The sequence below is a fragment of the Flavipsychrobacter stenotrophus genome (genome assembly GCF_002954265.1).
Taxonomy (GTDB): Bacteria; Bacteroidota; Bacteroidia; order Chitinophagales; family Chitinophagaceae; genus Flavipsychrobacter; species Flavipsychrobacter stenotrophus.
Genome location: NZ_PPSL01000003.1, coordinates 292,901 through 318,502, shown reverse-complemented (window position 1 = coordinate 318,502; position 25,602 = coordinate 292,901). Strand labels below are relative to the sequence as shown.

General features: G+C 44.2%; 21 protein-coding genes. 11 read left to right on the top strand and 10 right to left on the bottom strand.

Annotated elements, in window-relative coordinates; translation table 11 throughout:
- Positions 1–182 precede the first annotated feature (182 nt).
- The 5 genes from CJD36_RS11350 to pheS form a co-directional block, all read right to left on the bottom strand.
- Positions 183–920: a lysophospholipid acyltransferase family protein gene (locus tag CJD36_RS11350; RefSeq protein WP_105039291.1), complete on the bottom strand. Its 738-nt coding sequence runs from the start codon at positions 918–920 to the stop codon at positions 183–185.
- A complete protein-coding gene (locus CJD36_RS11345) occupies positions 913–1,410 on the bottom strand; it encodes a hypothetical protein (protein ID WP_105039290.1) in 498 nt (165 codons plus the stop codon). Before CJD36_RS11345 ends, CJD36_RS11350 begins: the two co-directional genes overlap by 8 nt.
- A gap of 157 nt (positions 1,411–1,567) precedes the next feature.
- Complete coding sequence (locus CJD36_RS11340; protein ID WP_205685600.1) at positions 1,568–2,113, bottom strand: YfiT family bacillithiol transferase; 546 nt, start codon at positions 2,111–2,113, stop codon at positions 1,568–1,570.
- 15 nt (positions 2,114–2,128) lie between these two features.
- Positions 2,129–3,166: a hypothetical protein gene (locus CJD36_RS11335; RefSeq protein ID WP_133162605.1), complete on the bottom strand. Its 1,038-nt coding sequence runs from the start codon at positions 3,164–3,166 to the stop codon at positions 2,129–2,131.
- A gap of 134 nt (positions 3,167–3,300) precedes the next feature.
- Complete coding sequence (pheS, locus tag CJD36_RS11330; RefSeq protein WP_105039288.1) at positions 3,301–4,329, bottom strand: phenylalanine--tRNA ligase subunit alpha; 1,029 nt, start codon at positions 4,327–4,329, stop codon at positions 3,301–3,303.
- 209 nt (positions 4,330–4,538) lie between these two features.
- On the opposite strand from pheS, the gene CJD36_RS11325 reads away from it, so the two are divergent.
- The 3 genes from CJD36_RS11325 to CJD36_RS11315 are packed head-to-tail and all read left to right on the top strand — an operon-like array spanning position 4,539 to position 7,453.
- The gene (locus CJD36_RS11325) at positions 4,539–5,669 is read left to right on the top strand and encodes an ATP-binding protein (protein ID WP_105039287.1); all 1,131 of its coding nucleotides are present in this window, start codon (positions 4,539–4,541) and stop codon (positions 5,667–5,669) included.
- A gap of 58 nt (positions 5,670–5,727) precedes the next feature.
- Entirely contained in the window at positions 5,728–6,999 is a 1,272-nt protein-coding gene (serS, locus tag CJD36_RS11320) for a serine--tRNA ligase (RefSeq protein WP_105039286.1), read from the top strand.
- 28 nt (positions 7,000–7,027) lie between these two features.
- Positions 7,028–7,453, top strand: coding sequence for a DUF4293 domain-containing protein (locus CJD36_RS11315; RefSeq protein WP_105039285.1), 426 nt, complete (start codon positions 7,028–7,030; stop codon positions 7,451–7,453).
- 77 nt (positions 7,454–7,530) lie between these two features.
- Here the strand turns inward: CJD36_RS11315 and CJD36_RS11310 are convergent, their stop codons facing one another.
- Positions 7,531–8,436: an outer membrane beta-barrel protein gene (locus CJD36_RS11310; RefSeq protein WP_105039284.1), complete on the bottom strand. Its 906-nt coding sequence runs from the start codon at positions 8,434–8,436 to the stop codon at positions 7,531–7,533.
- A gap of 396 nt (positions 8,437–8,832) precedes the next feature.
- Here CJD36_RS11310 and CJD36_RS11305 point away from each other — a divergent pair, with 396 nt between their 5' ends.
- The 4 genes from CJD36_RS11305 to mutL all read left to right on the top strand — a co-directional run bounded on the left by CJD36_RS11305 (position 8,833) and on the right by mutL (position 13,336).
- Positions 8,833–9,786, top strand: coding sequence for an acetyl-CoA carboxylase carboxyltransferase subunit alpha (locus CJD36_RS11305; protein WP_105039283.1), 954 nt, complete (start codon positions 8,833–8,835; stop codon positions 9,784–9,786).
- A 43-nt stretch (positions 9,787–9,829) separates the two neighbouring features.
- Entirely contained in the window at positions 9,830–10,717 is an 888-nt protein-coding gene (gene dapA / locus CJD36_RS11300; protein WP_105039282.1) for a 4-hydroxy-tetrahydrodipicolinate synthase, read from the top strand.
- A gap of 41 nt (positions 10,718–10,758) precedes the next feature.
- Positions 10,759–11,388, top strand: coding sequence for an HAD family hydrolase (locus tag CJD36_RS11295; protein WP_161499284.1), 630 nt, complete (start codon positions 10,759–10,761; stop codon positions 11,386–11,388).
- A gap of 109 nt (positions 11,389–11,497) precedes the next feature.
- Positions 11,498–13,336 carry a DNA mismatch repair endonuclease MutL gene (gene mutL, locus CJD36_RS11290; RefSeq protein WP_105039280.1) on the top strand — a complete coding sequence of 613 codons (1,839 nt, stop codon included), beginning with the start codon at positions 11,498–11,500 and terminating at the stop codon, positions 13,334–13,336.
- 11 nt (positions 13,337–13,347) lie between these two features.
- Here mutL and CJD36_RS23245 read toward each other — a convergent pair whose 3' ends face one another.
- Positions 13,348–13,977 carry a putative polyvalent protein kinase domain-containing protein gene (locus tag CJD36_RS23245; RefSeq protein WP_161499283.1) on the bottom strand — a complete coding sequence of 210 codons (630 nt, stop codon included), beginning with the start codon at positions 13,975–13,977 and terminating at the stop codon, positions 13,348–13,350.
- Positions 13,978–14,166: 189 nt separating this feature from the next.
- Here CJD36_RS23245 and mgtE point away from each other — a divergent pair, with 189 nt between their 5' ends.
- Together mgtE and CJD36_RS11275 are read left to right on the top strand one after the other, a co-directional pair.
- A complete protein-coding gene (gene mgtE, locus CJD36_RS11280) occupies positions 14,167–15,894 on the top strand; it encodes a magnesium transporter (protein ID WP_105039278.1) in 1,728 nt (575 codons plus the stop codon).
- 112 nt (positions 15,895–16,006) lie between these two features.
- Positions 16,007–17,698: a hypothetical protein gene (locus tag CJD36_RS11275; RefSeq protein ID WP_105039277.1), complete on the top strand. Its 1,692-nt coding sequence runs from the start codon at positions 16,007–16,009 to the stop codon at positions 17,696–17,698.
- On the opposite strand, the gene CJD36_RS11270 is transcribed toward CJD36_RS11275, so the two are convergent.
- Positions 17,695–18,747: an iron-sulfur cluster-binding domain-containing protein gene (locus CJD36_RS11270; RefSeq protein ID WP_105039276.1), complete on the bottom strand. Its 1,053-nt coding sequence runs from the start codon at positions 18,745–18,747 to the stop codon at positions 17,695–17,697. The two genes, CJD36_RS11275 and CJD36_RS11270, sit on opposite strands and share 4 nt — an antisense overlap.
- Here CJD36_RS11270 and arfB point away from each other — a divergent pair.
- Both arfB and CJD36_RS11260 read left to right on the top strand, forming a co-directional pair.
- Positions 18,728–19,198, top strand: a complete 471-nt coding sequence (gene arfB, locus CJD36_RS11265) for an alternative ribosome rescue aminoacyl-tRNA hydrolase ArfB (protein WP_240609339.1) — start codon at positions 18,728–18,730, stop codon at positions 19,196–19,198. The genes CJD36_RS11270 and arfB overlap by 20 nt on opposite strands.
- A 298-nt stretch (positions 19,199–19,496) precedes the next feature.
- Positions 19,497–23,153 (top strand): T9SS type B sorting domain-containing protein, encoded by a 3,657-nt coding sequence (locus CJD36_RS11260; RefSeq protein ID WP_105039274.1) that lies wholly within the window; start codon positions 19,497–19,499, stop codon positions 23,151–23,153.
- Positions 23,154–23,249: 96 nt separating this feature from the next.
- On the opposite strand, the gene CJD36_RS11255 is transcribed toward CJD36_RS11260, so the two are convergent.
- Entirely contained in the window at positions 23,250–24,380 is a 1,131-nt protein-coding gene (locus tag CJD36_RS11255) for a glycosyltransferase family 4 protein (protein WP_105039273.1), read from the bottom strand.
- Between the two features lie 154 nt (positions 24,381–24,534).
- The gene (locus CJD36_RS11250) at positions 24,535–25,587 is read right to left on the bottom strand and encodes a hypothetical protein (protein WP_105039272.1); all 1,053 of its coding nucleotides are present in this window, start codon (positions 25,585–25,587) and stop codon (positions 24,535–24,537) included.
- Positions 25,588–25,602: the final 15 nt, after the last annotated feature.

The window sequence follows — 25,602 nt, the reverse complement described above, 5'->3', positions numbered from 1 at the left end:
CACAATTTTTTATAATTAAAACAGCTTTTTTAATTGTAATTGTTCATTTTTTACGCATTTATTTCGCCCCAGCCCCATATATCCTGCCAATGATAGTTATTTTTTGCGGTTTTACATAAATTTTTTAGCATTTTCCGCACACTACTCCATTTTTTGATGACTCAAATTCCCCCATCCACAACTTATTTCGCCTGTTTATATTTCACTAATTCAGCCTCCATCTTGCTGAACACCTCCTGTTTCAACTCGGCCACCTGATCTTGCCTCATACCGGCAACTTTTACCGGCTTTAAAAAAACAGCTCTGTTCTTACCCGGCCATATCTTCCACCATGCACTGAAGTGCCAGCGATCAACAGTATCGGGTAGAATAAGCGGCAGAATATCTGTCTGCGTATTAAGGGCCAGCCTGAAGGCTCCGTCATAAAAACTCTTTAAAGTATCTTCCGTTTCATTAAAAGTGCCTTCCGGAAAGATCACAATATTGCCCTCTTTTCTCAGCACACGCCACATAAGCCGCATACTCACCGCCCTGCTTACCGCATTGCTGCGGTCTACAAGTATCACCACCTGCTTATAGATAAAACCAATCACAGGCACCTTACTCATTTCCTTCTTGCCCAGTGGCCTGAAGTAGGATGAAATAGCCGGAAATATGATGAGCGTATCCATGTAAGAAATATGGTTGGCTACAATTATGTGCCTGCCTTCGGGTATCATACCTTTTACCTTTACAGGCATGCCTATCAGCCATAGCCATACTATGCTCCACATTCTTATGAGCATGTGAATGATCTTGCGCCCCTTCATATTATCGGCAAGGCTAACGATGGCAATAAGAGGTAAGGCAATAAGGATACTGATCACAAACGTGACAATAACGTAAAGCGTATAAAAGGGCTGCAGTATCTTTCTAAGCATGTGCAGGGCTAGAGGTAGTGGTCATTGCCACACCAGGCAACCATGGTCTGCCAACATCTTTAGAAGATGGCCATGGCGTTTGTTTTACAAACAATACCAATGCAATAAATGAGAACCAGAACATACGTTTGAACTTAGTCGAATCGACCATTGCCTTTTTCGCAGTGCTATATGCCAGGTGCACCAAAACAATACCTATTACCATGCTTAGCGGATGCTCCATGTTATAAAAACGACTGGAGTGATCGCTCATAAAACCACCTTGCTGTATAGCCTGCAGATGATTACCCAGATAGAATACTGCCAAACCGACCAACAATTGCAGGTCGCAGGCTATCATCATAAAAAGCGCTGTTTTTTTATTACCGGCTTTGAATGCACCCTTCTTCTGCATGCCCATAACACTTTGCACAGCAACGACCAGTGTAAGTATGATCACAAAATAGCGCAACAGGCTATGTGCGAAAATAAAAATAGAATAAGAACTCATGATCTACGATTTGTATGCTAAAAGTAAGCACCAATTTCCAATTATAGCAATTAGTGCTTGTTTTCCCTTATAAGCGAAACGGTTAAGAGCTAACCAGCTATGTCATTACCGTTACTTACAAGACATGTTTTATCTTTTTAGTTTTAAGATTTTACTTTTAATACCCCCAACCCATTCTTTCTCTTAACCTCCTTATATGCTCGGTGTGGTGCCTGCCATGCCATGCATAGAGGGCTGCCATTTCCCACACGGGAAAGGTTTTCTGATACTGCGGGTGGTAATAGGTACGCTCCCAATCCTCATCCTTCATGTGCTCCAGTATATCTATCATACGCCTGTGTACGGCATGAAGCAGGGTAACGGAAATGTTGACAGGAGTTATTTTTGTATCCACCATTTCAGCCCACAATTCTTCCTTGTATGGTGTAATGGTAGGGGCATCTTCGGTAAGTGCCAGTTTCAGCCTTATGTATGCATTCATGTGGCTATCTGCCACATGATGTACTACCTGCTGTATGGTCCATCCGCCATCTCTGTACGGCGTCTCCAGCTGGTATACATCAAGGTTCTCTATACAAGCATCCATCCACAAGGGTAGCGCCTTAAGCGCACTTATCCATCCTTTAATGTCGTGAGGTGTAACACCGGTAGGTTTTGTATAACGACCGATCGGGTATTTCAGTTCTTCAATATCTGCTGACATATCAATGTGTTTATGTTATCTCTTTCCGTAAAACTCATTATAGAATTGCAGCTCTGCGTCGCTGGGTTCGTAGATCTTGTTGCTACGGGAATATTTGTTGCGCTGGGTGAAGTATTGCTCTATAATGTCGCCGCCATTTGTGCAGACAATTACAATATCTGGTTCGGTAAATCTTGCCTTTTCAGTGTAGAGCGATGCGTAATCGTCCATTGTATAATTATTCACGCCTGCATTAATGATCTCTTTATCGGGATGCCTACGCTGCAATATCGACGTCGCTATATCCTCATTGTTCAGCAGCGGACTAAAAACCTCTGCATCACCTAGTATCAATATGGTTTGTTTCTTTTTAGGAAATTGCAGGTCGTGGTCCATGCGCAACCCCTGAGAATTTACCTTCAGGTGATAGGGGGCATCGCCATAGTCATACATCATTTCGTCCTGGTTAGGCTGCAAATCACCGAAGGTTGCAGGCTTTTTAGCATCGGGAAATTTCTTTGTACTGCGCTGATCATTGTATTTACTGATGATAGAATCCAGTTGATCGGCAATAAAAACGGCACCCTTTTTAGACCACACACCATCCTCGGTAGTTTGTGTTAATTCAGTTACATCGTTCTCTGCAATTTTCCTGGCGAGGTCATAATAATCAACACCCATGTTATCGGTTGTGATAAATATGAACGGGATACCAAAAGTGCTGGCGGGTGTGGCATATTTCCCGGTTTCAATGGTGAGTACAACAACAACCAGTTTAGCACAATCCCTGTCTGTAGCCACTTTCAGCTCAAGGAGTGATTTCTTGTAATACTCCCTCAGTTCGCTATACAACCTGCTGCTTGAAGCCTGCTGAATGATCTCATCTTTAGGTATTTTGGGGTGGCGATCTATTTCCCTGTTTTTCCGTTCTCTGAATACAATGTCGCTAATGGTCTTACCCTTACTTCCGCAAGCACTTAGAAAGCATACGGACACTAACGCAACTAGTAGTAGTAACGCAAAGGAACCCGGGTATGATTTTACGGCATAGGATATCCGTAGTTTTTGACGCAAAAGATCGACTGTTGAAGTTTAAAGATAGGGATAAAAACAAATTTTTGCCTTAATCTCCTTTACACACTAATAGTAATGTAAATGGGCAAGCTCTGCTGAACTTGCCCATCAAATTTATGAAGATGACTTAATCATTAAGTTATTGCCTGAAATTGCCGCAGGAAACGCACATCATTCTGCGAATACATGCGCAGATCGTTTACCTGGTATTTTACCTGTGTAATGCGCTCTACACCCATACCGAAAGCAAAGCCGGTATACACCTCAGGGTCTATACCAAAGTTGCGGAGCATATTAGGGTGCACCATACCACAGCCCAGTATCTCTACCCAACCGGTGTGCTTGCACAAGTTGCAACCGCTACCACCACATACAGTGCAGGAAATGTCCATTTCGGCACTAGGCTCTGTAAACGGGAAGTAAGATGGACGGAAGCGAACCTTGGTATTTTCGCCAAACATCTCTGTTACAAAGTAGTAAAGCGTTTGCTTCAGATCAGCAAACGATACATTCTTATCTACATACAACCCTTCGCACTGATGGAAAAAGCAGTGTGCACGGGCAGATATGGTTTCATTGCGATATACCCGGCCTGGACATATCACTCTTATAGGCAACTGTTCCGTTTCAAGTATGCGTGCTTGTGTTGATGAAGTATGCGTTCGTAACACCCAATCAGGATTGGTAGATACATAAAAGGTGTCCTGCATATCTCTTGCCGGGTGATGTTCAGGCATGTTCAGCGAGGTGAAATTGTGCCAGTCATCTTCGATCTCAGGGCCGGTAGCTACGCTAAAACCTATTCGCTCAAAAATGGAAACGATCTTATTCTCCACTACACGCAGCGGGTGGCGAGTACCTATAGGCAATGGAGTACCGGGCAATGTATTATCAATTGCCGGACCTTTTGCTTTAGTATCTACCTGCAGCCCTTTAAATGACTCAAATGTTTCTTCAGCCAGTATTTTGAAAGAATTAAGCAACTGTCCGGCCTCTTTACGTTGGTCGGCAGGCACATTCTTCATTTCGCCGAATATCTGCTTTACTATACCCTTCGCTCCCAAAAAGCGAATACGGAAATCTTCAAGCTCAGCGGCATTGGCAATAGTTATTGCCTTTATCTCTTGTTCGTATTGTTGGATCTGCTCCTGTAAGGATGCCATAGGGCACAAATATAAGTTGAAAATTTGTGAGTTGATTGTCGGGTCATTCGCCAATAACCATGTGGCAGGTACAAAATGGCATTTCAATTAAAAAAGACGCTGAAACGGAAAAATTATATGTAAAAAAGATGTTGAAACGGAAAAATTATATGTAAAATTAACATTGAAACGGAAAAATTATATAATTTTGATAGTAACCGAGGCATTTTATGATACATCGCACGTTACAAAAAAGCATCAGAGACCGACTTTTCAAGGGCAAGGCAATTATTCTTTTCGGCCCGCGCCAGTGCGGGAAATCCACATTAATAGAAAATGCCCTTGGCAACGACGAATATATGTACCTGAATGGGGACGATGCTGATGTAAGAGAACTCCTTTCTAATACCAGTGCCGCCAAATTAAAAACGCTTGTCGGGAAAAATGAGATACTTTTTATTGATGAGGCACAGCGCATCAGCAATATAGGACTTACCCTGAAAATATTTACGGATCAACTTAAACACGTACAAGTAATTGCCACAGGCTCATCTGCATTCGAGCTATCTAACAAGGTCAATGAACCACTTACGGGGAGGAAATATGAGTTTATGCTATACCCGTTAAGCTTCGGTGAAATGGTAGCCGACCATGGCTACCTGCACGAAAAGAGATTGCTGGAACACCGCCTGGTGTATGGCTACTACCCTGAAATTGTAACAAAGGCAGGTGAAGAAAAGGAGCTACTAAATTTATTGGCTAATAGTTATTTATATAAGGATCTGCTGATGCTGGAACAAATAAAAAAACCGGCATTGCTTGATAAACTCTTAAAACTTCTGGCACTACAGGTTGGTAACGAGGTTAACTATAATGAACTGGCACAGATAGTAGGTGCCAATAAACAAACTGTAGAAAAATACGTTGACCTGCTGGAAAAAGCATTTGTAATATTTGTTTTGCCGGCTCTTAACCGGAATGTGCGCAATGAGCTTAAAAAAGGTAAAAAGATCTTTTTCTATGATTGCGGCATCCGTAACGCCATCATCAAAGATTTTACACCGGTAACTTCCAGAACTGATGTGGGTGCCTTGTGGAAAAACTATATCATTGCGGAGCGAATGAAGTATCTGCGCTATACCAACAATGATACAAAGCTCTACTTCTGGCGCACCTTTCAACAGCAGGAAATAGATCTGATAGAAGAGCATGAAGGGGGAAAGATGAAGGCATTTGAGTTCAAATGGGGTAAAAACAGCAAGGCAAAGTTTCCCCAAACATTCACCGACAACTATCCCGGCACAGAAACCGCAGTTATTTCGCCCGACAACATGGAAGAGTTTTTACTGGATAAAGCATAAGGCATAGGGCTATGTTCTACCCCCCATTCATTATCTTTGCGCTCAATTATACCAATATATGTTACCTATACAACTGTTTAGACAAAATAAAGAACTGGTACTTGAAGGCCTGAAGAAGAAGAACTTTAAGGAGATGGACCTTGTTGATACCATTATCAACCTCGATGAACGCCGTAGAGCCTTGCAGGTAGAAAATGACTCCAATGCAGCTGCTGCTAATTCGGCCGCAAAAGCTATAAGTCAGCACATGGTGAAAGGTGAAAAAGATCAGGCAGACGTATTAAAAGCACAGGTAACCGCCAATAAAGAAAGAACAAAGCAGATAGCACAGGATCTTGCTGATCTTGAAAATGAACTGAACGATACATTGGTACGCCTGCCTAATCTGCCGCATAGCAGCGTGCCTGCCGGTAAAACACCCGAAGAAAATGAAGTAGTACGCAGCGGTGGTGATATGCCATCACTGGGTAGCAACAACATGCCTCACTGGGAGCTGGCCGACAAGTACAAGCTGATAGATTTTGAATTGGGTAATAAAATAACCGGCAGCGGCTTTCCTGTATTTATGGGCCAGGGTGCAAGATTACAACGTGCACTGATCAACTATTTTCTGAACTTCAACATGGATGCAGGGTACAAGGAATATTGCCCTCCATTTATGGTGAATACCGCCACTGCCTACGGTACAGGCCAGCTGCCCGATAAGGAAGGACAGATGTACCATTGTACTGAAGACGGTTTCTATCTGATACCAACCGCCGAAGTGCCTATTACCAATATATACCGCGATGTTATCATTCCGGAAACTGAATTACCGGTAAAGATGACCGCCTATTCTCCGTGCTTCCGCCGCGAAGCTGGTTCTTATGGTAAGGATGTACGCGGACTGAACCGTGTACACCAGTTTGACAAAGTGGAGATAGTGCAGCTATCGCGCCCTAACGAAAGCTATGACCTGCTGGAAGGCATGGTAAATCACGTTGAAAAATTGCTGCAAAGCCTGGAATTGCCTTATCGCATTCTCCGTCTTTGTGGTGGCGATATGAGCTTTACTTCTGCACTTACGTACGATTTTGAGGTATATAGTGCCGCGCAGGAACGCTGGCTGGAAGTGAGTTCTGTATCTAACTTTGAAGTATTCCAGGCCAACCGTATGAAGATCCGTTATAAGGGCGCTGATGGCAAAACACAGTTGGTGCATACTTTAAATGGCAGCTCACTGGCCTTGCCACGTATCATGGCATGTCTTTTAGAGAATAACCAGACAGCTGAGGGTATAAAAATACCTACGGCGCTACAACCTTACTTCGGCAAAGACATGATCAGCTAATCCACTTAACTTATTTCAATCATTGTATATGATACAACGTAAACAATCTCTGTTTTTATTCATTGCCGCTTTGCTCAATGCGCTATTGTTCATCGTCCCTTTTTACAGGTGGCACGAGGCCGGCGATACAGTATGGCATGAGCTCAGGCTGAATACTTTTTTTCCGGCATTTCTTGTAGCTATAGTTATCACTCTGCTGCCCCTTGTTGCTATATTCATGTTCCGTAAGCGCAAGCAACAAATGGCTATGTGCGGGGTATCTCTGTTGAGCATTACTACATTCTTGAGTATGATGTTGGCAAAAGTGGGTAACCTCGTTCCGGCTAATGCTATAGATGGTACTTATTGGATAGGTGCCGCGCTTCCGGTTGTTGCATTTATATTTATCATACTGGCTATGGCCGGTATTCGCAAAGATGACAAGCTGGTAAAATCAATGGACAGACTACGATAAGATAGAAAATAATTAAAATATAAGAGGGCGCTGATAAAATTATCAGCGCCCTCTGCTTTGTCGGAAAATCTGCAATTCTATCTTCTTCTCGACTTCACATCATTCTTGCCTCTCTGCCTGCCCCTGCCATTATTTTGGAGATCGAAACTCAGACCTGCATTAATAGAAAAGTTACTGAATGGCTGCGAATAGGCCGGTTGGTGAAAAAAGTCATTTGTTCTGCCGGTAAACGCGGTGCTATACGTAATCACCCGCTGGGCCGAAGATATCTGGTTTAAATAGCCTCCTTGCCCGTTTACACTTACCTCTGTAAGATTAGCCTCTTTGGCATATGGAGCAAAAGAGAGGAAGCCCATTTCACACCAAAATTTCATTTTATTATTTACCGCGAATTTTGCGCCTACAGCTGCGGTCAACCCCAACGATAGTTTGTTTTTAATTTCCCAGGTAAAGTCAACAACTTCTGTCGCTCCTGTTCCCGGTAGGTTTACGTACACCTCATCCCACGTAACTCGGCTACGCAAAGGCAACGCGATACCTACTCTTGTATAAAGATTCATCTTCTCCCCATCAGACTGTAACACCAATGCAGGGATAAATAAAGTACATTTTCCCTTTTGGTTCATGTTAACGTTAGATGGCACACTATCTACCAATACATTGCCTATTGTACCTGTATATTGTTTGGCAGAAAGAAGGAAATCGAGCGACACATCAATACCAACATGTTTATTGAACATGTACCCGAATCCCAGATCGCCATGAACACCAGCCCCAAAAGACATATTTTTCAAACTATACGTTGTGTTGCCTGCCGGAGATGAATTTACCGCTGATCCATTATAGGGAGTTGCAGTACCATCCATAGTTTGCCCCGCCTGTGGTATTGCATAACCCAAGCCAATACGGGTATACAATTGTTGTGCATAGCTAATAGATTGCAATGCCAAAGTAGCTGTACATAGTAATAATAGTTTCTTCATATTCTATATTTGTAAGGCAAAGTTAATGTAGCAAGCCCGCTTAACAGTCAGGCAGATGAAGCAGGTTCTATTTTATTGCATTTATAACTCAGCAAAATATCTCTATTCTAAATTATAGTAAATAATACTATTCACACCTTTATAGGGGAACGATAATAAAATTAATTACACCCATTAAGTTGCTCTTTATCATTCCTGCTGCGTTACAATCCCAAATGCTTTAGGGATAAATAGTCTACTATTATTGAGCGGTCAATGAATTTTGGCCTCAATTGGGGCTACGCCGTTCTCAAATTTTGCACCTGGCATAAAAGAAAAATAACTGCCTAACTTAGTGTAGTTAATTTCATCAACGTTCCCAAGAAACCTTTACTTTTGCACTACTAATATTTATTTATGCAATTCCTTGATTTCGAAAAGCCAATTGAAGACCTATATACTCAGATAAGTAAGCTAAAAGAACTTTCTGTTAAGAACCAGGTAGATGTTTCCGGTAGTATCAAGGAAATGGAGACGGCTGTAGAGAAGGCCCGTACTGATATATATAGCAACCTTACACCATGGCAGCGTGTACAGGTAAGTCGCCACCCAGAAAGGCCTTATACTTTATATTATATAGAGAAGATATTTACCAACTTCACTGAGCTTTATGGCGATCGCCAGGTGAAGGATGATAAAGCAATGGTAGCCGGCATGGCTGAGCTTAACGGACACCCCGTAATGGTAATGGGCCAGCAGAAAGGTATCAATACCAAGATGAGGCAGATGCGCAATTTTGGTATGGCTAACCCCGAAGGCTACCGCAAGGCACTCAGACTGATGAAGCTGGCTGAAAAATTCAACCGCCCCATCATTACTTTTATAGATACCCCGGGTGCATTTCCCGGTCTTGAAGCAGAAGAGCGCGGACAGGCAGAAGCTATTGCCCGCAATCTGTTTGAGATGGTGAATATGAAGGTGCCCGTTATCTGCATCATCATTGGCGAAGGTGCATCGGGCGGTGCGTTGGGTATAGGTGTAGGTGATAAAGTGACCATGCTGGAAAACACGTGGTATACCGTTATCTCACCTGAATCTTGCTCTTCGATACTCTGGCGCAGCTGGAATTTCAAAGAAAAAGCAGCAGAACAACTGAAACTTACATCTATAGACATGAGCGGTTTCGGCCTTGTAGATGATGTAGTGCCTGAACCACTGGGTGGCGCGCATGCCAACCCGGAACTGATGGCAGAAACACTTAAAGAATACCTTATTGAATCGATCAATGAGCTCTCGAAACTTACACCTGACGAAAGGATCAACGGCAGGATAGAAAAGTTCTCGAAAATGGGCTTCTTTGACGAAGTATAATAACCCGCAGCTACTCTGCACCCTATCTTAAAAACATCGTAAAATGACTAAAAAACTCAAGGGAACAGGGGTTGCATTGGTAACGCCATTCCAGAAAGATGGGAGTGTAGACTTTCCAGCATTGGAAAATCTTGTGAACAGTGTCATTAAAGGGGGGGTTGATTTTCTGGTTGCCCTGGGCACTACGGCGGAAACGCCAACGCTCTCGACAGCTGAAAAACAAGAAATACTGGCTGCTATTATCAGGTATGCCGATGACCGTGTACCCGTGGTTTGCGGCATAGGCGGCAGCAATACACAGGAAATAATTAACCAGCTGGAAACAGCCGACCTGCGCAATGTAGCCGCTATACTCAGCGTAGTTCCTTATTACAATAAACCTACACAAGAAGGTATTTTCCAGCACTTTAAGGCTATTGCCAACGCTACTAACAAGCCTATTATTCTATATAATGTTCCGGGCCGTGCCGGCGCTAATATGTTGCCGGCAACTGTTATCCGTCTGGCTAATGAATGTAAGAACATCATTGGCATTAAAGAGGCATCGGGCAATATGGTGCAGTGCATGGAACTGATACAAAATGCACCCGAACATTTCCTCATTCTCTCAGGAGACGACAATCTTGTACTGGCGCAAATGGCACTGGGTATGGATGGTGTTATATCGGTAGTAGCTAACTGCTGCGCGGCAGACTTTACAGAAATGGTAAACCTTACCATGATCAATAAGTTTGACAGGGCAAGGAAAATACACTATAAACTATTGACCGGAATAGACTTGTTATTTCTTGAAGGTAATCCGGCTGGTGTAAAGTTCGCGCTTAGCAAAGCAGGCATTTGTGAAAACGTGCTGCGACTGCCGCTTGTACCTGTAAGTGAAGGAACCGGCGAAAAGCTGGAAGCATTCATGAAAACAACAGCTCATCTGTAGACACAAGGCGTCAGCAGAATATAAAATAACCAACTATTACCGTGATCAAGGGCATCAAACACATCATTTTCGACCTGGGCGGGGTATTGCTCAATATTGACTATAACCTTACCGAACAGGTTTTTGTTGATGCCGGCATTACCAATTTTGGTGAACTGTACGCACAACTGGGGCAAACTGAACTTTTTGACCACCTGGAAATTGGCAAAATAGGCACAGATGAATTTGTGGAAGCCCTGCAAAAAATATCATCAGTGCTCCTAACCCGAGAACAGATCCTCCATGCATGGAATGCTATGTTGCTGGATTTCCCTGTAAGACGGTTGCAGTTATTGCAGCAATTAAGGCTGTACTACGACCTCGTCTTGCTAAGTAACACCAACGAGATACACGAAGAAAGCTTCAATAAAATACTGATGAGCGACAGGGGTATACCTAACATAGGGGTATTCTTCGATCGCGTGTACTTCTCTCACCGCGTAGGCATGCGCAAGCCCAACAGAGAGATATTTGAAAGGATACTGGAGGAATGCAGCTTCAAACCCGAGCATACGCTGTTCATTGACGACAGCCCCCAACATATAGCCACCGCCAAAGAACTTGGCATACAAACCATATACCTGGAAAAAGGTATGACCATTGAGGAAACGGTGTTTAAGAGTTTGAAGTAAGGTGTTTGCCAATTTCACCCTCATCTAAACTTACACAGGGCCATTGCTTCATCACGCCATTCAGCCATTAATAATTCTTACCTTTGCGCCACAAAAAATCAGTAGTACCGTGCCGGATATTATCCAGTTATTATCAGATCATATAGCCAACCAGATAGCAGCGGGTGAGGTGATACAGCGCCCGGCATCGGCAGTGAAGGAATTGCTGGAGAATGCCATAGATGCAGGTGCAACGGAGATACAGCTGATCATCAAAGATTCGGGTAAGGAACTGATACAAGTTATTGATAACGGCAAGGGTATGAGCCCTACCGATGCCCGCATGAGCTTTGAGCGCCATGCCACCTCCAAGATCCGCAGCATAGATGATCTGTTCAAGATCCGCACAATGGGTTTCAGAGGCGAGGCGCTGGCATCAATAGCGGCGGTAACGCAGGTTGAACTGAAGACCAGACAAGCGGGCAGTGAAGTGGGAAGCCGTATATTGATAGAGGGCACAGAAGTAAAGCTGCAGGAAGCCTGTGCCATGAATGTGGGTACGAACATAAGCGTAAAGAACCTGTTCTTCAATGTACCTGCCCGCAGGCATTTTTTGAAGAGTCCTTCCACGGAATTCCGCCATATACTCGATGAGTTTACCCGTGTGGCACTGGCCTACCCCGGCATAGGTTTCCGTTTGATCAATAATGGCACAGAACAGTTTCACCTTACCATTGGCAGCCTCAAACAACGTGTAGTAGGTCTGCTGGGCAATACTTACGAAAAGAAGTTGGTCCCCGTAGAAGAAAATACCGAACTACTAAACATACAAGGCTTTATAGGCAAGCCTGATGCTGCTACCCGCACCCGTGGCATGCAGTTCTTCTTCATCAACAACCGGTTTATACGCAATGCATACCTGCACCATGCGGTAGTAAAGGCTTATGAAGGCTTGATAGAAAAAGAATCTTTCCCATTCTATGTATTGTTCCTTGAAGTCGATCCTGCCCGTGTAGATGTGAACGTACACCCTACCAAGCAGGAAGTAAAGTTTGAAGACGACCAGATGATGTATGCCTACCTCAATGCTGCCGTAAAGCATGCATTGGCCAGGTATAATATTGCTCCGTCGCTCGACTTCTCATTGAACTCCGAGATACAGCAGATGTCTGCGGTACAGATACCTGCAACTGAAATTAAGAGAGAAGAAACCCAGAAGGGCTATTTATATAATGTATTTACGGACAGCCACCAGGCCCATGTGGTAGAGCGCAAAGACAGTTTAAAGGCATGGAAGAGCCTGTACGAAATAGCGCAGACACCCATGCCTTCCGCTCCCGGCGAACAACAATCACACACTATTCCATCTCAAGGCAGCATGTATGCCGGCAACAACGAAGCTGAGGACACCAGTAATATGCTGCTGGTACATGGCGATATGCTGGTAACAACTGTAAAAAGCGGATTGATGTTGATACACATTCGCAGAGCACAGGAACGCATTTGGTACGAGCGACTTCTGGAACAGTGGAATGATCAGGCCGCGCCATCGCAGCAGGTATTGTTCCCTTCGTCTTACGAACTGCCACCGCAAGATGCACTTTTACTCAATGAGGTACTCCCCGATCTTGCCCGTATAGGGTTTGATATTGCACCATTTGGTCAGCACACCTTTGTAGTGCAAGGCCTTCCAAGCGGCATGCCTACCGGAGAGGAAAAGAATGTGATAGATGAGGTAATAGAACACCTGAAACACGAAGCCCCGGATGCTGTGAGCAAGCGCACCGAACTGCTGCTCGCCCATATGGCCCGCCGCCTCAGCCGCAACAAACACGCCATTATGCAGGCCGAAGGCCAGCGCGCATTGATAGACGAACTCTTCGCCTGCACCCAACCAGAGTACACCCCAGGTGGGAGAAAAGTGTTTGTGATGATCAAAAAGGAAATGTTGGAAGGGATGTTGGGCTGAGAAGTGACCTACTATTCGTAAAATTTATCAGTAAGATAAAATACTGTATCCACAAAGAATAGCATGTTGGAGGAACTAATTACGTTTTCATCATGAAGATCTTCTAGAATAATACCTAAGTCATCGTTATAGTAATCGTTTCTTCTGGTGTTCCTGAAACCATTAGTTTCAAGAAAATCCTGCACATCATTCAGATCAACATCTTCAGTCTTAATAATATGCGATTGCTCTACAACAGCAAATAAGTTTTCGTCAACCAATCTGAAGCCTAAAAACTTGTAGGCTGTATCGCTAAATAAATAGTTATGTACAATAAGGCTGTGAAAATAATCTTCCCAGTATTTGTAGAAAATCGAGTCGTTTGTTTTTATAACAGTCCCTTTTCGTGCATCGTAGTAGACCTTTTGCTCTGCGCCCTCGCCTATCTGGGTATATTCACTAATAATTCCTGTATACCAAAGCGCTTTTTCATCAATATAAGCGATCAGGCTCTTTTCTTCTTGTTGTTTTGTGTACTCTTCTTTTTCATTTCCTGTACCTGCTCCTTTGCCTGTTCTAAGGTTAGCGGCGATTTGTTGGATAAGATCTCCTTTGCCAGTACCGCCCTTTCCTTGAATGAGATTTTGTAATTCATATTTCATGTATGTGATTCAAAATTACAAAAAATGAAATAAATGATTGTACCTAGTGCAGCACCAAACCTTCACACAAATAAAATTTCCATCCTACAGAAATAACGGTAATTTTGCACTCGCTCAGGAGAATGCCCACCTAGAGGGCTGTCGCAAGAGGAAATATCTGTTTTCAAATCAATAAAATGATAGCTGATAATGCTGGTTCAGGACCTGAGGGAGAAAATTCTGGAGGGCGATTTCAGCGACCTGCTGGCACACAGCAAGGACGAGGATTACGCTGCTGAGGTATCTAAGATCTTAGAGACCCTCCCGCATGACTATGCCGTTCATACCTTTCTTGCCCTTCCCGAAGATGTAGAAATAAAGATATTCCCGCACCTTAACCATGTACTGCAGCGCGATGTGACCGAAGACATGCCGCGCCCGCAGATCTCTAATCTCCTTAATAATCTTACGTCCAACGACCGGGTCTCGTTTTTTGACGAACTGGACGGCATAGAGGTTACTGAGTACCTGAACCTGTTGGATGACAAGAATCGACTGGCTACTTACGATCTTCTTGGTTACCCCGAAAAGAGTGTGGCCAGGCTGATCAATACCAAATTCACCACAGTGCGTAAGGAGTGGACCATAGGCCAGGCGCGTGAACACATACGCCGCTTCTACACAGATACCCCTGCCGCCAACGTGATCTTTGTTGTAGATAATGATGGTAAACTCATAGATGAGATCCCTATCCGCAGACTGGTATTGAATGAAGGCTCTAAGACCATTGCCGACATTATGGATGGCTTTTATGTGAAGCTGGATATACAGGATAGTATAGACAATGCCATCCAGAAGTTTAAGGAGTACGACCGTGTGGCCATACCCGTTACCAACAGTAATAACATTGTGATGGGTGTGGTAACCATTGATGATGTAATGGACGTGGCCGAAGAAAAGGACACTAAAGACATGCAGCAGTTCGGTGGTCTCGAATCGTTAGACCTGCCGTATGTAAAAACACCATTCTTTACCCTTATCCGCAAGCGTGCCGTGTGGCTCATCATCCTGTTCCTCAGTGAGATGCTTACTGCTACAGCCATGGGGCACTTCCAGGACGAGCTGGATGCGGCTATAGTATTATCTCTGTTCGTACCATTGATTATTTCCAGTGGTGGTAACAGCGGATCACAGGCGGCAACGCTAATCATCCGTGCTATGGCGCTCAATGAATTTACTACCCGCAAGTGGTGGTACGTTATGCGCCGCGAGATCATGTCCGGGCTTACCCTTGGGCTTATACTGGGTGTTATCGGATTTATCCGCATAGCCATATGGCAGCAACTACACTGGAGCAACTACGGCATAAAAGGCGCATGGGGCGCACCCGGCACAGGCAACTACTGGTATCTTACTGCACTTACTGTTTCCTTATCATTGGTAGGCATAGTACTTTGGGGAACGCTTAGCGGCTCTATGATACCTATGATACTGAAGCGCCTTGGTCTTGATCCTGCAACATCTTCCGCACCATTTGTGGCTACATTGGTAGACGTTACAGGACTGATCATTTACTTTAGTTTTGCGGCAATTATTCTACGTGGTACCATACTGGGCAGTAACGATAAAGCACCTTTAGCAACTATTCATAATGGCAATATGACCATTATTAATCTGGCCATGCCGGAAGCGAATACCCCGGACACGCAGCCGTACTTTATTAACGCCAATACAGTACGCGTGCCCCTGAATAGTAAAATGGGAGCCCTGGTGCGCAACATGAAAACTGCGGGACATTACCAGGACGACGACTATACACTTGATCTGGTAGCAGGGTGGACTTATTACGACGTAAAGCTGAAACAAACTGCCCACAAATACCTGGTGATGTACCCTTCGGCGGGACAAGGGAAAACATTGGAAGCGAAAGTGAAATAGAACACTCATCAAATCATCTCGCTTCGACTCAAAGAATGATGGTGCCACGCTTGCGAAACAATTGCTCAATTCTCTTCCGAGTGTTTATATTTGCCCCACATCCATTACTATAGTGCAACTACAAAAATTCAGACAACAACTATCCAAACCCATCAGTACCGACCTGGTTTTCGGTGCCGTGTGGGTAGTGCTGTTTGTGCTGTACTTCCCGGCTGCTAAGGCCGGATTTGTAGCAGATTATACCGGCTGGCTAAACCAGACTTTGAAGTACGGATTCTGGGACAATCTTAATAGAACCCACTTCCAGGTGCAGAGTCTTTATCAATTTACGCAGCTCAATACATGGTTATTCCACCAGATAGCAGGCACGCACCCCTGGCCGTGGCACTTACTGTTCATAACACTGCATGCTGCTAATTGCAGCCTGCTCTACAGAGTTTGTGTTAGGCTATTGAAAGACTCAGGCGTAGCAAGTGCATCTGTCATTACCCTTGCAGGCACCTTACTCTTTTGCATTAGTCCTTATGCTGCTGAAGTAATTGTTTGGGAGCCTTCATTCCATTACCTGCAGGGGATGCTTTTGATCCTGCTTATTCTCAACTGGACACATAGTTACATTCACACAGAAAAGAAAAGGTATGCATGGCTTGCAGGGATCACGTTCCTACTATCTACATTCTCGCTGGAGATCTTCTATATCACGCCATGGTTGGTGCTTTGCATGGGTATTTTTTACAGACTCAATGATGCCTTCCGCAAACAGGCTTTTACTAAAGTTCTAAAGTTCATTACTCTGCCACAAGCGTTGTTATTCGTGCTTCACTTGTGCCTCTTCAGAATGTACTATGGCACATGGGTAGCCCATATAGGGAAGGGTGCTGTGAGTACTGCGCTGCAAGAGGGCCTGGGCAAGCCCGCCAAGCATTTGTTTCACACGTTGCTCATGGGCCGCTTCTTTTCCAACACCAATAAGCATATCGTTTATGGTTGGTTAGACTCGACTCCTGGTGTCATTGCATTCTATGCACTTGTCATCATTCTGTGTTCATTTATCGTATTGCGTTTCCGCTCTATGCAAGGCAAGGGGCGCGTTGCAAGTTTGTTATTTATGTGGTTGTTGATAACCCTTGCATTGCTTGTCCCGCTTTGGTTTGGCGACATCATGCTCATCATTTACGACCGCTACACTTACTTTGCTAATGCATTTGTGTATATGCTGCTGGCACTGCTTGTTAGTTATATATCCTTATCAGCTATCCGCATTGGCATTGTTGCTGTATATGCATTGATCAACCTTAGAATTGCCATACAATTATCGCGGTATTGGATGAAGTCTGAACGTGTGATCAGTTCATTATTGCATAGCTTTCCATACACTTCAGACAAGACCATTGTATTGCTCAACCTGCCACAGAATATGCAGGGCGCGGCAATGATAGGTGCAGAGCAGGAAAGCGAATTTAGAATGATGCATGATGATCTGCTTCCTGCTGAAAAGATAAAAGGACAGGTGTATGATGCGATGGCCTACAATATGCTCACCCCCGATGATGGGGCACATGTCACCGTACTCAATGACAGTACCATACAGGTTACGCTCAATCAATGGGGAACGTGGTGGTGGTATGCCATGCAGGGTGGCCACGGCTACAGCAATAGCGACTATACAATCAACATGAAGGACCCCGGGCACATGTATGAGCTAATGCTTAAGAAGCCGGCTTCTGGTTACCTGCTATTGTTTCAGGTAGGCAACCAATGGCACACAGTAGATATGACCAAGACGGGTGTAGAACAGCACTAAACTTCTATTGTAATATCTCCGCCAACAGGATAGCCTGTGCAGGTAAGGATACTGCCATGCCGCAGGTCCATATCCATCAGCACCTCATTATAAGAATGCCATACATTTCCTTCAATGCAGCGCGCAGCGCAGCTTCCACACCGCCCTGTTTCGCAGCTATATGGCAATGCAATACCACTCTTCTTTGCTGCTTTTAGTATCGTATCAGGGTATTGGCAATTGATGGTCAGAGATGAATTGTTATGAATGATCGTCACCCTATGCTGGCCTTTGTCAGGCGGCTCAACTATCATAGCAGGTCGCTCATTCACGTTAAAATTCTCTTTTCTTATCTGTTCATCTTTTACACGGCTTTCCTCCAGCGCGTAGATGACCATACGCATATAATCAAATGGGCCACATACATAACAGTACATATTTTCACGCTCCACCTTACCGTATTCATTGAGCAACTGCCGCACCAAAGCCTTATTCAGCCTTGCTCTCGAAAGATTGAATGCTGTGCTGTACAGGTACTCTATCCTGAATTTGCCGCCATTCCTGGCCGCAAGTTCGTTCAGTTCATTAAAGAATACCACATCGTCTGCCGTGCGGTTACTATATACCAAGACAGCTTCAATATCCGGCTTCTGTATCAGCAGCGTTTTGATCAGCGAGATGATAGGTGTAATGCCAATACCAGCGGCAAAGAAGAAGTATTGCGCAGCAACATTTATTTTCAGCGGCAATGTAAACAGTCCGGCAACGTCCGTTGTCAGGAGCACATCCCCAACTTCTGCCTTATCATGCAACAAGCGGGAATAGGCACCATTGTCCAATCGCTTAACAGTGAACGACAATGGCTCACGCAGCGCAGGAGAAGAGGATATAGAATACGAACGTCTTTCTTCTTTGTTGTGATGTTGAAATACTAATGTTATGAACTGCCCTGCCACATAGGGTATGTTCCCGCCATTTGCATAACTGAGTGTAAATGTTTTTACACCCGCAGTTTCCTGCTTTATTGATTTGATAATAACCTGTTGGTAAATGTTAGCAGAAGATGACATAGATGAAGTGATAAAAATAATGAATCTACCCGCATATATTTACCTTTGCAGTGTGAAAGACCTTAGCACTGAAATATTTTTCAAAACAGCCCGTAGCGGTGGCAGTGGTGGCCAGAATGTAAACAAGGTAGAAACTATGGCCGAGGTGTGGTGGCTGGTAAGCAAGTCTGTGTTATTTACAGACCAGGAAAAAGAACGCATTGCCGCAAAACTCTACAGGCGTATCAATAAAGATGGCTACCTGCGGGTAAAAAGCAGCGAGACCAGATCTCAGCTGGAAAACAAGACCATTGCCCAGCAAAAAATGGAAGAGCTGGTAGCCGCCAGCCTTATTGAACCAAAGAAGAGGAAACCGTCCAAACCATCTAGAGCCGCAAAAGAAAAAAGGCTGGATAGCAAGAAAAAAGAATCCATCAAAAAGAGCCAGAGAAAGAGCGATTGGAATGAATAATGTCATGCTCTGGTCTTAAAACCAGTTATACCCATCCTTTCCACATAATCTGCTGTCTATAAATGAAATAGTCTCATCTGTGGGCTTTGCGGCTGCATTTGGCATTATTTAATGTAGAATAATTTCTATTAAATAAATTTATTTTTATTAATTATTGATATAACCCTTGTTAAACAGGCATTGTTGCGTTTTTTAACTAATGTAGTTTTTGTGCTATATACTAGAAAATACCACTAATGTTCATTATTTTTACGAGATATGAAACCTTGATCCCTTATCGGCAATAATATATACAAAAATGAAAAAAATATTTTTACTCATATTTCTTGTTATCAGCTCATTTTCGGGCTTTAGCCAGATCAACATTTCGCTGTCGGGATATCCGCTGGTTACCACCGGCTGGAACTTTGGCAGCTCTCCTGCCGGGCCGGCTGCTGTAGTTGATAGTACTATGCGCCTCACCAACACCACCACAGGTACAGCATCCTATTGTTACTACAATACAGCCATAAATATGACTGGCTGGTGCCAATGGGTTGCCGAGTTCGATTTTAAAGTAGTTTCCAGCGGTGGCGGTGTTGCAGATGGACTGGCTTTCTGGTTTTTGACCACTACTCCTTCTACAGCTTCTACCGGTTCTTCAATTGGCCTTCCAGCCAACCCCAACGGGATGGTATTGATCTTTGACACGTACAACAACAACAGCGCCGCAGGTGCAGATAATCCACTGATTACCCTGCTTGGCTATAACGGTTCAACCGCCAGCTACACAGAAGGCTCTGCAACTGGCCAATTAGCACCAGTTCTTACCAATCAGAACTTCATTACAGATGGTAACTGGCATCACGTAAAAGTTACTTACTTCCTGGGCAACATAAGAGTCTACCTCAATTACGGCGCTGTTCCGTCTATTTCTACCGTAACTCCTTACCCATTAAGCATTACAGGTTATTTTGGCTTTAGCGCCAGTACAGGTGCCGTTGTAAGCACGCAAAGCATAAAGAGGGTTTCTATTATTGTGAATGATTGTCTTACCCCATTAAATAATGGTCCTGTTTGCCAGGGAGATACACTCAAACTTACTGCGCTTGGCGATTCTACAGGCGCTACCTATTCATGGTATGGCCCTAATGGCTTTACCAGCACAATGCAAAACCCCATCAGACCCAATGTCAGCTACCTCGACTCTGGCGACTACTTTGTCATCAAGACCTACGGTGGTGTACCTGATACAGAATCAACGCATTTCTCAATAAAACTAAACCCGGTAATTACAGCCGGCAGCAATTCTCCTGTTTGCGTTGGTGGCACTATCAGCCTTACCAGCGGCCCTACCACTACGGGGCAAACGTTCAGCTGGAGCGGACCTAACGTTTTTACCTCTGTACTTCAAAACCCTACAATCGCCCCAGCCTCCGAAGTAGACACCGGGTTCTATACAGTTATAGCAACACTTGATGGCTGTACCGATACAGCTTCCACACATGTTCACGTCATACACGTTACCGTACCTATTCTAAGCAGCAACGGCCCTCTTTGTAGTGGTGATAATTTACAACTGTTTGCTACAGATACCCTCAGCGGTGTAACATGGGCCTGGAGCGGCCCGGGTGGATTAAGCTCTACGACGCAAAACCCAACGTTCACAGCTGTCACCGCCACCAATTCAGGTATTTATACGCTTACGGCAACCAGTGGAGCTTGCTCGGCAACCAATACTTTGAATGTAGTAGTCAGTACAATGCCTACCATACCATATGTCCTCCCGCAAACGCGTATTTGCGCGGGTGGAACCATAGATCTGCAAATAGATCCGGCAACCCTTACGCCCGGGGCAGTATACCATTGGAGCGGGCCTAATGGCTTCACCTCTACAATCACACACCCAACCATACCTAATGCTACTACCGCCGCATCAGGGCTGTACTCTGTATATGCAACCAACGGTAGCTGCAGCACCACTGTTGCTTATAATAATTTCGTGGTAGACCCTATGCCTGGTGCGCCGCTAGCATGGAACAATGGACCAATTTGTTCAGATAGCGTACTTCACCTGTACGCAACTGACACCAGCACAGTAACCTATTACTGGCACGGCCCTGCATTGTTCACTTCTACCATGCAAAACCCTACTATTTTGAACGCGCAGACGAATATGTCGGGCAACTACACTGTTACCGTTACACTTGGCTTGTGTAAGGATAGTGTGGCCACCAATGTGCTTATTAAGCAAACACCATACAACCCTATAGTGGGTAGTAATGCCCCTATATGCGCCGGACAGTTGCTTAATCTTACTGCTACGTTTACACCCTACGTGGGCGTATTCCACTGGACGGGGCCTAATGGATTTACATCATTAGTTCAAAACCCATCTATTCTAAGCGTAACAACCGCCGCAACCGGTATATACACTGTTTATGAGATACTTAATAACTGTAGCTCAGACACTGTTAGCTTTAACGTAAATATCCTTTCCACACCGTCCGTCCCTGTAGCTACCAACAACTCTGCTATATGCGAGGGAGATACGTTACGACTTTTCGCTACTGATGACAGCGTATCTACTTATTTGTGGACAGGCCCCGGAGGTTTTACATCCACCTCACAGAATACGGGAATGACCAATACACCGGCATCAGCAGGAGGTCTGTACACCGTTACCGCATACATGGGCACTTGCTCAGCATCTGTAACCACCAATGTAATTATAACTACAACACCATCTCTAACCGTAACCAGCAATAGTCCGGTCTGCTCGGGAGATACACTTAAACTCTTTGCGTCATCCGTACCCAGCAATACTTTTGTCTGGACAGGGCCTTACATATCAACACCACTATTAGGGGCTACGCCCACCCGCTTCCCGGCAATTATAGAATATTCGGGCGTATATTATGTGACCACAAGCGATGCCGGAGGTTGTACTAATACAGGTTCAACCACAGTGATCATTAAACAGACACCACTAGCCCCATGGATCACCTGGCTTACTTTCTGCCAGTTCGACTATGCGCCGCCTTTACAGGCAGTTAATGCATCAAATGTGTTATGGTTCCCTAGCAGTGCAGGTGGGGTTGGCACATCTACGCCACCTATACCTCCTACCAATGTGCCGGGTGTTTATTTCTATTTCCTTAACCAGACAGTTGATGGCTGTGTAAGTCCAATAGATTCTATACAGGTGGTAGTTAACCCAAAACCTTCTGTATCTGTTACTCCTACCGATACATCTATCTGCCCGCACGGCACAATCGTATATCACTCTTCTGTCGACAATCCGCTATCAACGGTTCGCTGGCTACCTACTTCGTTCCTGAGTGCTACTACAGGTCTCGTTACTACAGCTCACCCTGTATCAGACATAGACTACCAGGTCATTGCTACCAATATGTATAATTGTACCGATACAGCCTTTGCCTCAGTAACCGTATTCCCTGCGGCACTGGTAAGCCTCAACAGCGGAGACTCAGTAACACTGTACCCCGGCGAATCTTATCATATCTCACCAATAACCAATGGCTCCACTTTCACCTGGTTCCCTCCGGAAGGTTTAGATAATCCGTTAGTGTCAGACCCTACGGCTACGCCTGATGTGAGTACGATGTATGTAGTTACAGCGGTCACAGAAAACGGTTGTGTTGCCAAAGACTCTATTAACTTCCATGTTAATGATGATAACGTCTATGGTATTCCTAACGCCTTTACCCCTGGCACTGGTGCTAACAACGAATTTAAGATAATGCTTGATGGTGTTGCTAAACTCAACTACTTCCGTATTTTCAACCGTTGGGGAGTAATGGTGTTCGAAACAAAGACGATCGGTAGCGGCTGGGATGGCACTTATAAAGGAGAACCACAACCGTTTGGCGTATATGTCTACGACATACAGGCTGTATCATCACTAACCGGCAAGATCAAAAACATGCGTGGTAATGTAACGCTACTAAGATAATACTCACCTGAAGATCTGATAATAGAAAAGCCGGAAGAAAGTTCTTCCGGCTTTTCTATTACTATTATCGAGCGACCATAGACACCCGCAATGCACTTATTGCTTATCTACACATTTCATCATACATTTCCATAACTTGTCCGCCGAGGCTTCCCAGCTGAATTTCTGCACTTGCACTCTCGCGTTAGCTATCAATTTAGCTCTGAGTGCCTCATCCTTATACAGTATGTGCATCTTTTCAGCTATGTCTGCAGGATCTGTAGGATCGACCAATAGTGCCGCATCACCCGCTACTTCCGGCATTGAAGAAGTATTGCTCACTATGCCGGGCACATCGCATTGCATGGCCTCCAATATAGGAATGCCAAATCCTTCGAACAAAGACGCATATACCAGTGCATAGGCACCACCCATAACCCTCGACAGCTCATCAATATTCATATACCCTACCCACTTCACGTCTTCCTTATAGGGCATGGTATTCTTCAACTCCTCAACTTCATCATACTTCCACGCCGGCCGGCCCACGATCACCAGCTTCATATTAGTACGCTGGTGCTTCTTAAACATTACAAATGCCTTAAGCAGATTGACTATATTCTTGCGCGGATGAATGGCGCCTGCAAAAACAAAATACTCACACCCATCGGCATATTGAGCCTTTACGGCTGTCTTCTCTTCAAAGGTCAATGGCCGGTATTCATCATGAGCCCCGTTATACACCACGTCTATATTATCCTTGCTTATGCCGTATCGCTTGCTTATATCATCCTTAGAAAATGCAGAAACCGTGGCAATTCGCTTAGCCTTCTTTGCAAACAATGGAGAATAGTGCGTCCAGTACAACCTATGGCTCAGCACATAGTGTTCCGGATAATGTTCAAACGCCAGATCATGTATTACCAGGCACGTTGGTACCTTAGTACTTAATGACAAGTAACTATCAGGTGAAAGAAAAAGATCGATCTTATGTTTCCTCAGCATCATCGGGATGCTCCACTCGAACCAAAGATAAAATAAGATAGGATGCCTGGCCTGCGGATGTACTACAACAGGAGTAACATTAGATGCAAAAATGAAAGATTGATCGTACTCTCGGTCAAAGAAGAAAACAAATTCATGTTCCGGATGACCCAACACGATCTTCTGTAATGTCTGGAACGTAAACCAGCCAATTCCCTCGAGCTTACCCTTTAATAATAACCTTGTATTTACACCTATTCGCATACCAATGTGGCAAAAATAAACTTTTAATAGCTTACCAAAGAAAATTAAACATCCCTACACTCAATTATATATCCCAACAGACCGGATTCCCCGAGGCTACTACAAATAAAAGAGGCTACCCATGGGTAGCCTCTCAATTATATGTAACTAATGATTAGTTATCAAACTTACCGTCGAACTGTGCATCTTTTGGTGTACCCAGGAAGTAGCGTACGCCAAGATTAAGACCGAAAGACATGTTATCAGTTGAAGAAACAGTGTTCAACATAGAACTGTAAGTAGTGCCCATGTTATCTACCAGGCGATAGTTACTTGCAGTAGTATTCTTGAATGTCTGGTATGTAGCATATGCACCGAGGTTCAGGTGAATACGGTTAGTCATACGCACATTAACTGTAGGACGCAGTATGAAACCAATAGAACCGGTAGTATAATTAACTGTACCAGATTTATTAGTTGGCTTAACACCCAAAGCAACGTTGTAACCACGTGCACGAAGACTATCAAATACACCCGGAATAGTGCCTATGCTGTTGTGCTTAGTATACTGATCCTTAGTGATCAACCAGTCGTTTACATTAGGTACAGATGCGTTATCATAAACTGTAACAGTCTGTCCGGCTGCGTTACGAGAGAACTGATAGATAGCTTCGTAATTAAACTCAGCATCTGTTTTCCACTTGTTCTGAATCTGCACATTGTACAAAATGCCTGCGTCAACCGAAATACCAATACGAGTATTCAATCTTTGCTTGAACTTAAGGACAACCGGTATATTGATGTTAGTGATCGTCAATTCTTCCTTTATTGGATGAGTTGCCGTTACCAACTGCCTGTAGATGTTATCCTTGCTATCAGTCGCCTGATATTCAACATGATAATTATCTATAGTCGCATTTGATGACTGAGACTGGTACATAATACCTGCACCAATACCAAACCTGCGCCTATGTCCAACAAAGTAGCCAAAATTTGCATCAACACCATACGATGTACCTGTGCTCATTTTAACCTTACCAAAATTGGTATTTATTGCATTCAGGAAATTAGCATCCATGGAGTTGGTAGGAGACTGCATGAGTACACCTACAGGGAAATTCAGATCTACAACACACTTGGCAGCGTAGAAATTATCTCCGCCACGTACCTGTGCCATTGCTGTGAAACCCGCGCCAGCCGCAACAAACAGAAGAATTAACTTTTTCATCAAAATATAGCTTTA

Bases quoted from the DNA above. Each gene is read 5' to 3' on its own strand.
- CJD36_RS11350 (WP_105039291.1), bottom strand. From the start codon at position 920: ATGCTTAGAAAGATACTGCAGCCCTTTTATACGCTTTACGTTATTGTC.
- CJD36_RS11345 (WP_105039290.1), bottom strand. From the start codon at position 1,410: ATGAGTTCTTATTCTATTTTTATTTTCGCACATAGCCTGTTGCGCTAT.
- CJD36_RS11340 (WP_205685600.1), bottom strand. From the start codon at position 2,113: ATGTCAGCAGATATTGAAGAACTGAAATACCCGATCGGTCGTTATACA.
- pheS (WP_105039288.1), bottom strand. From the start codon at position 4,329: ATGGCATCCTTACAGGAGCAGATCCAACAATACGAACAAGAGATAAAG.
- CJD36_RS11325 (WP_105039287.1), top strand. From the start codon at position 4,539: ATGATACATCGCACGTTACAAAAAAGCATCAGAGACCGACTTTTCAAG.
- serS (WP_105039286.1), top strand. From the start codon at position 5,728: ATGTTACCTATACAACTGTTTAGACAAAATAAAGAACTGGTACTTGAA.
- CJD36_RS11315 (WP_105039285.1), top strand. From the start codon at position 7,028: ATGATACAACGTAAACAATCTCTGTTTTTATTCATTGCCGCTTTGCTC.
- CJD36_RS11310 (WP_105039284.1), bottom strand. From the start codon at position 8,436: ATGAAGAAACTATTATTACTATGTACAGCTACTTTGGCATTGCAATCT.
- CJD36_RS11305 (WP_105039283.1), top strand. From the start codon at position 8,833: ATGCAATTCCTTGATTTCGAAAAGCCAATTGAAGACCTATATACTCAG.
- dapA (WP_105039282.1), top strand. From the start codon at position 9,830: ATGACTAAAAAACTCAAGGGAACAGGGGTTGCATTGGTAACGCCATTC.
- CJD36_RS23245 (WP_161499283.1), bottom strand. From the start codon at position 13,977: ATGAAATATGAATTACAAAATCTCATTCAAGGAAAGGGCGGTACTGGC.
- mgtE (WP_105039278.1), top strand. From the start codon at position 14,167: ATGCTGGTTCAGGACCTGAGGGAGAAAATTCTGGAGGGCGATTTCAGC.
- arfB (WP_240609339.1), top strand. From the start codon at position 18,728: ATGTTAGCAGAAGATGACATAGATGAAGTGATAAAAATAATGAATCTA.
- CJD36_RS11270 (WP_105039276.1), bottom strand. From the start codon at position 18,747: ATGTCATCTTCTGCTAACATTTACCAACAGGTTATTATCAAATCAATA.
- CJD36_RS11260 (WP_105039274.1), top strand. From the start codon at position 19,497: ATGAAAAAAATATTTTTACTCATATTTCTTGTTATCAGCTCATTTTCG.
- CJD36_RS11255 (WP_105039273.1), bottom strand. From the start codon at position 24,380: ATGCGAATAGGTGTAAATACAAGGTTATTATTAAAGGGTAAGCTCGAG.
- CJD36_RS11250 (WP_105039272.1), bottom strand. From the start codon at position 25,587: ATGAAAAAGTTAATTCTTCTGTTTGTTGCGGCTGGCGCGGGTTTCACA.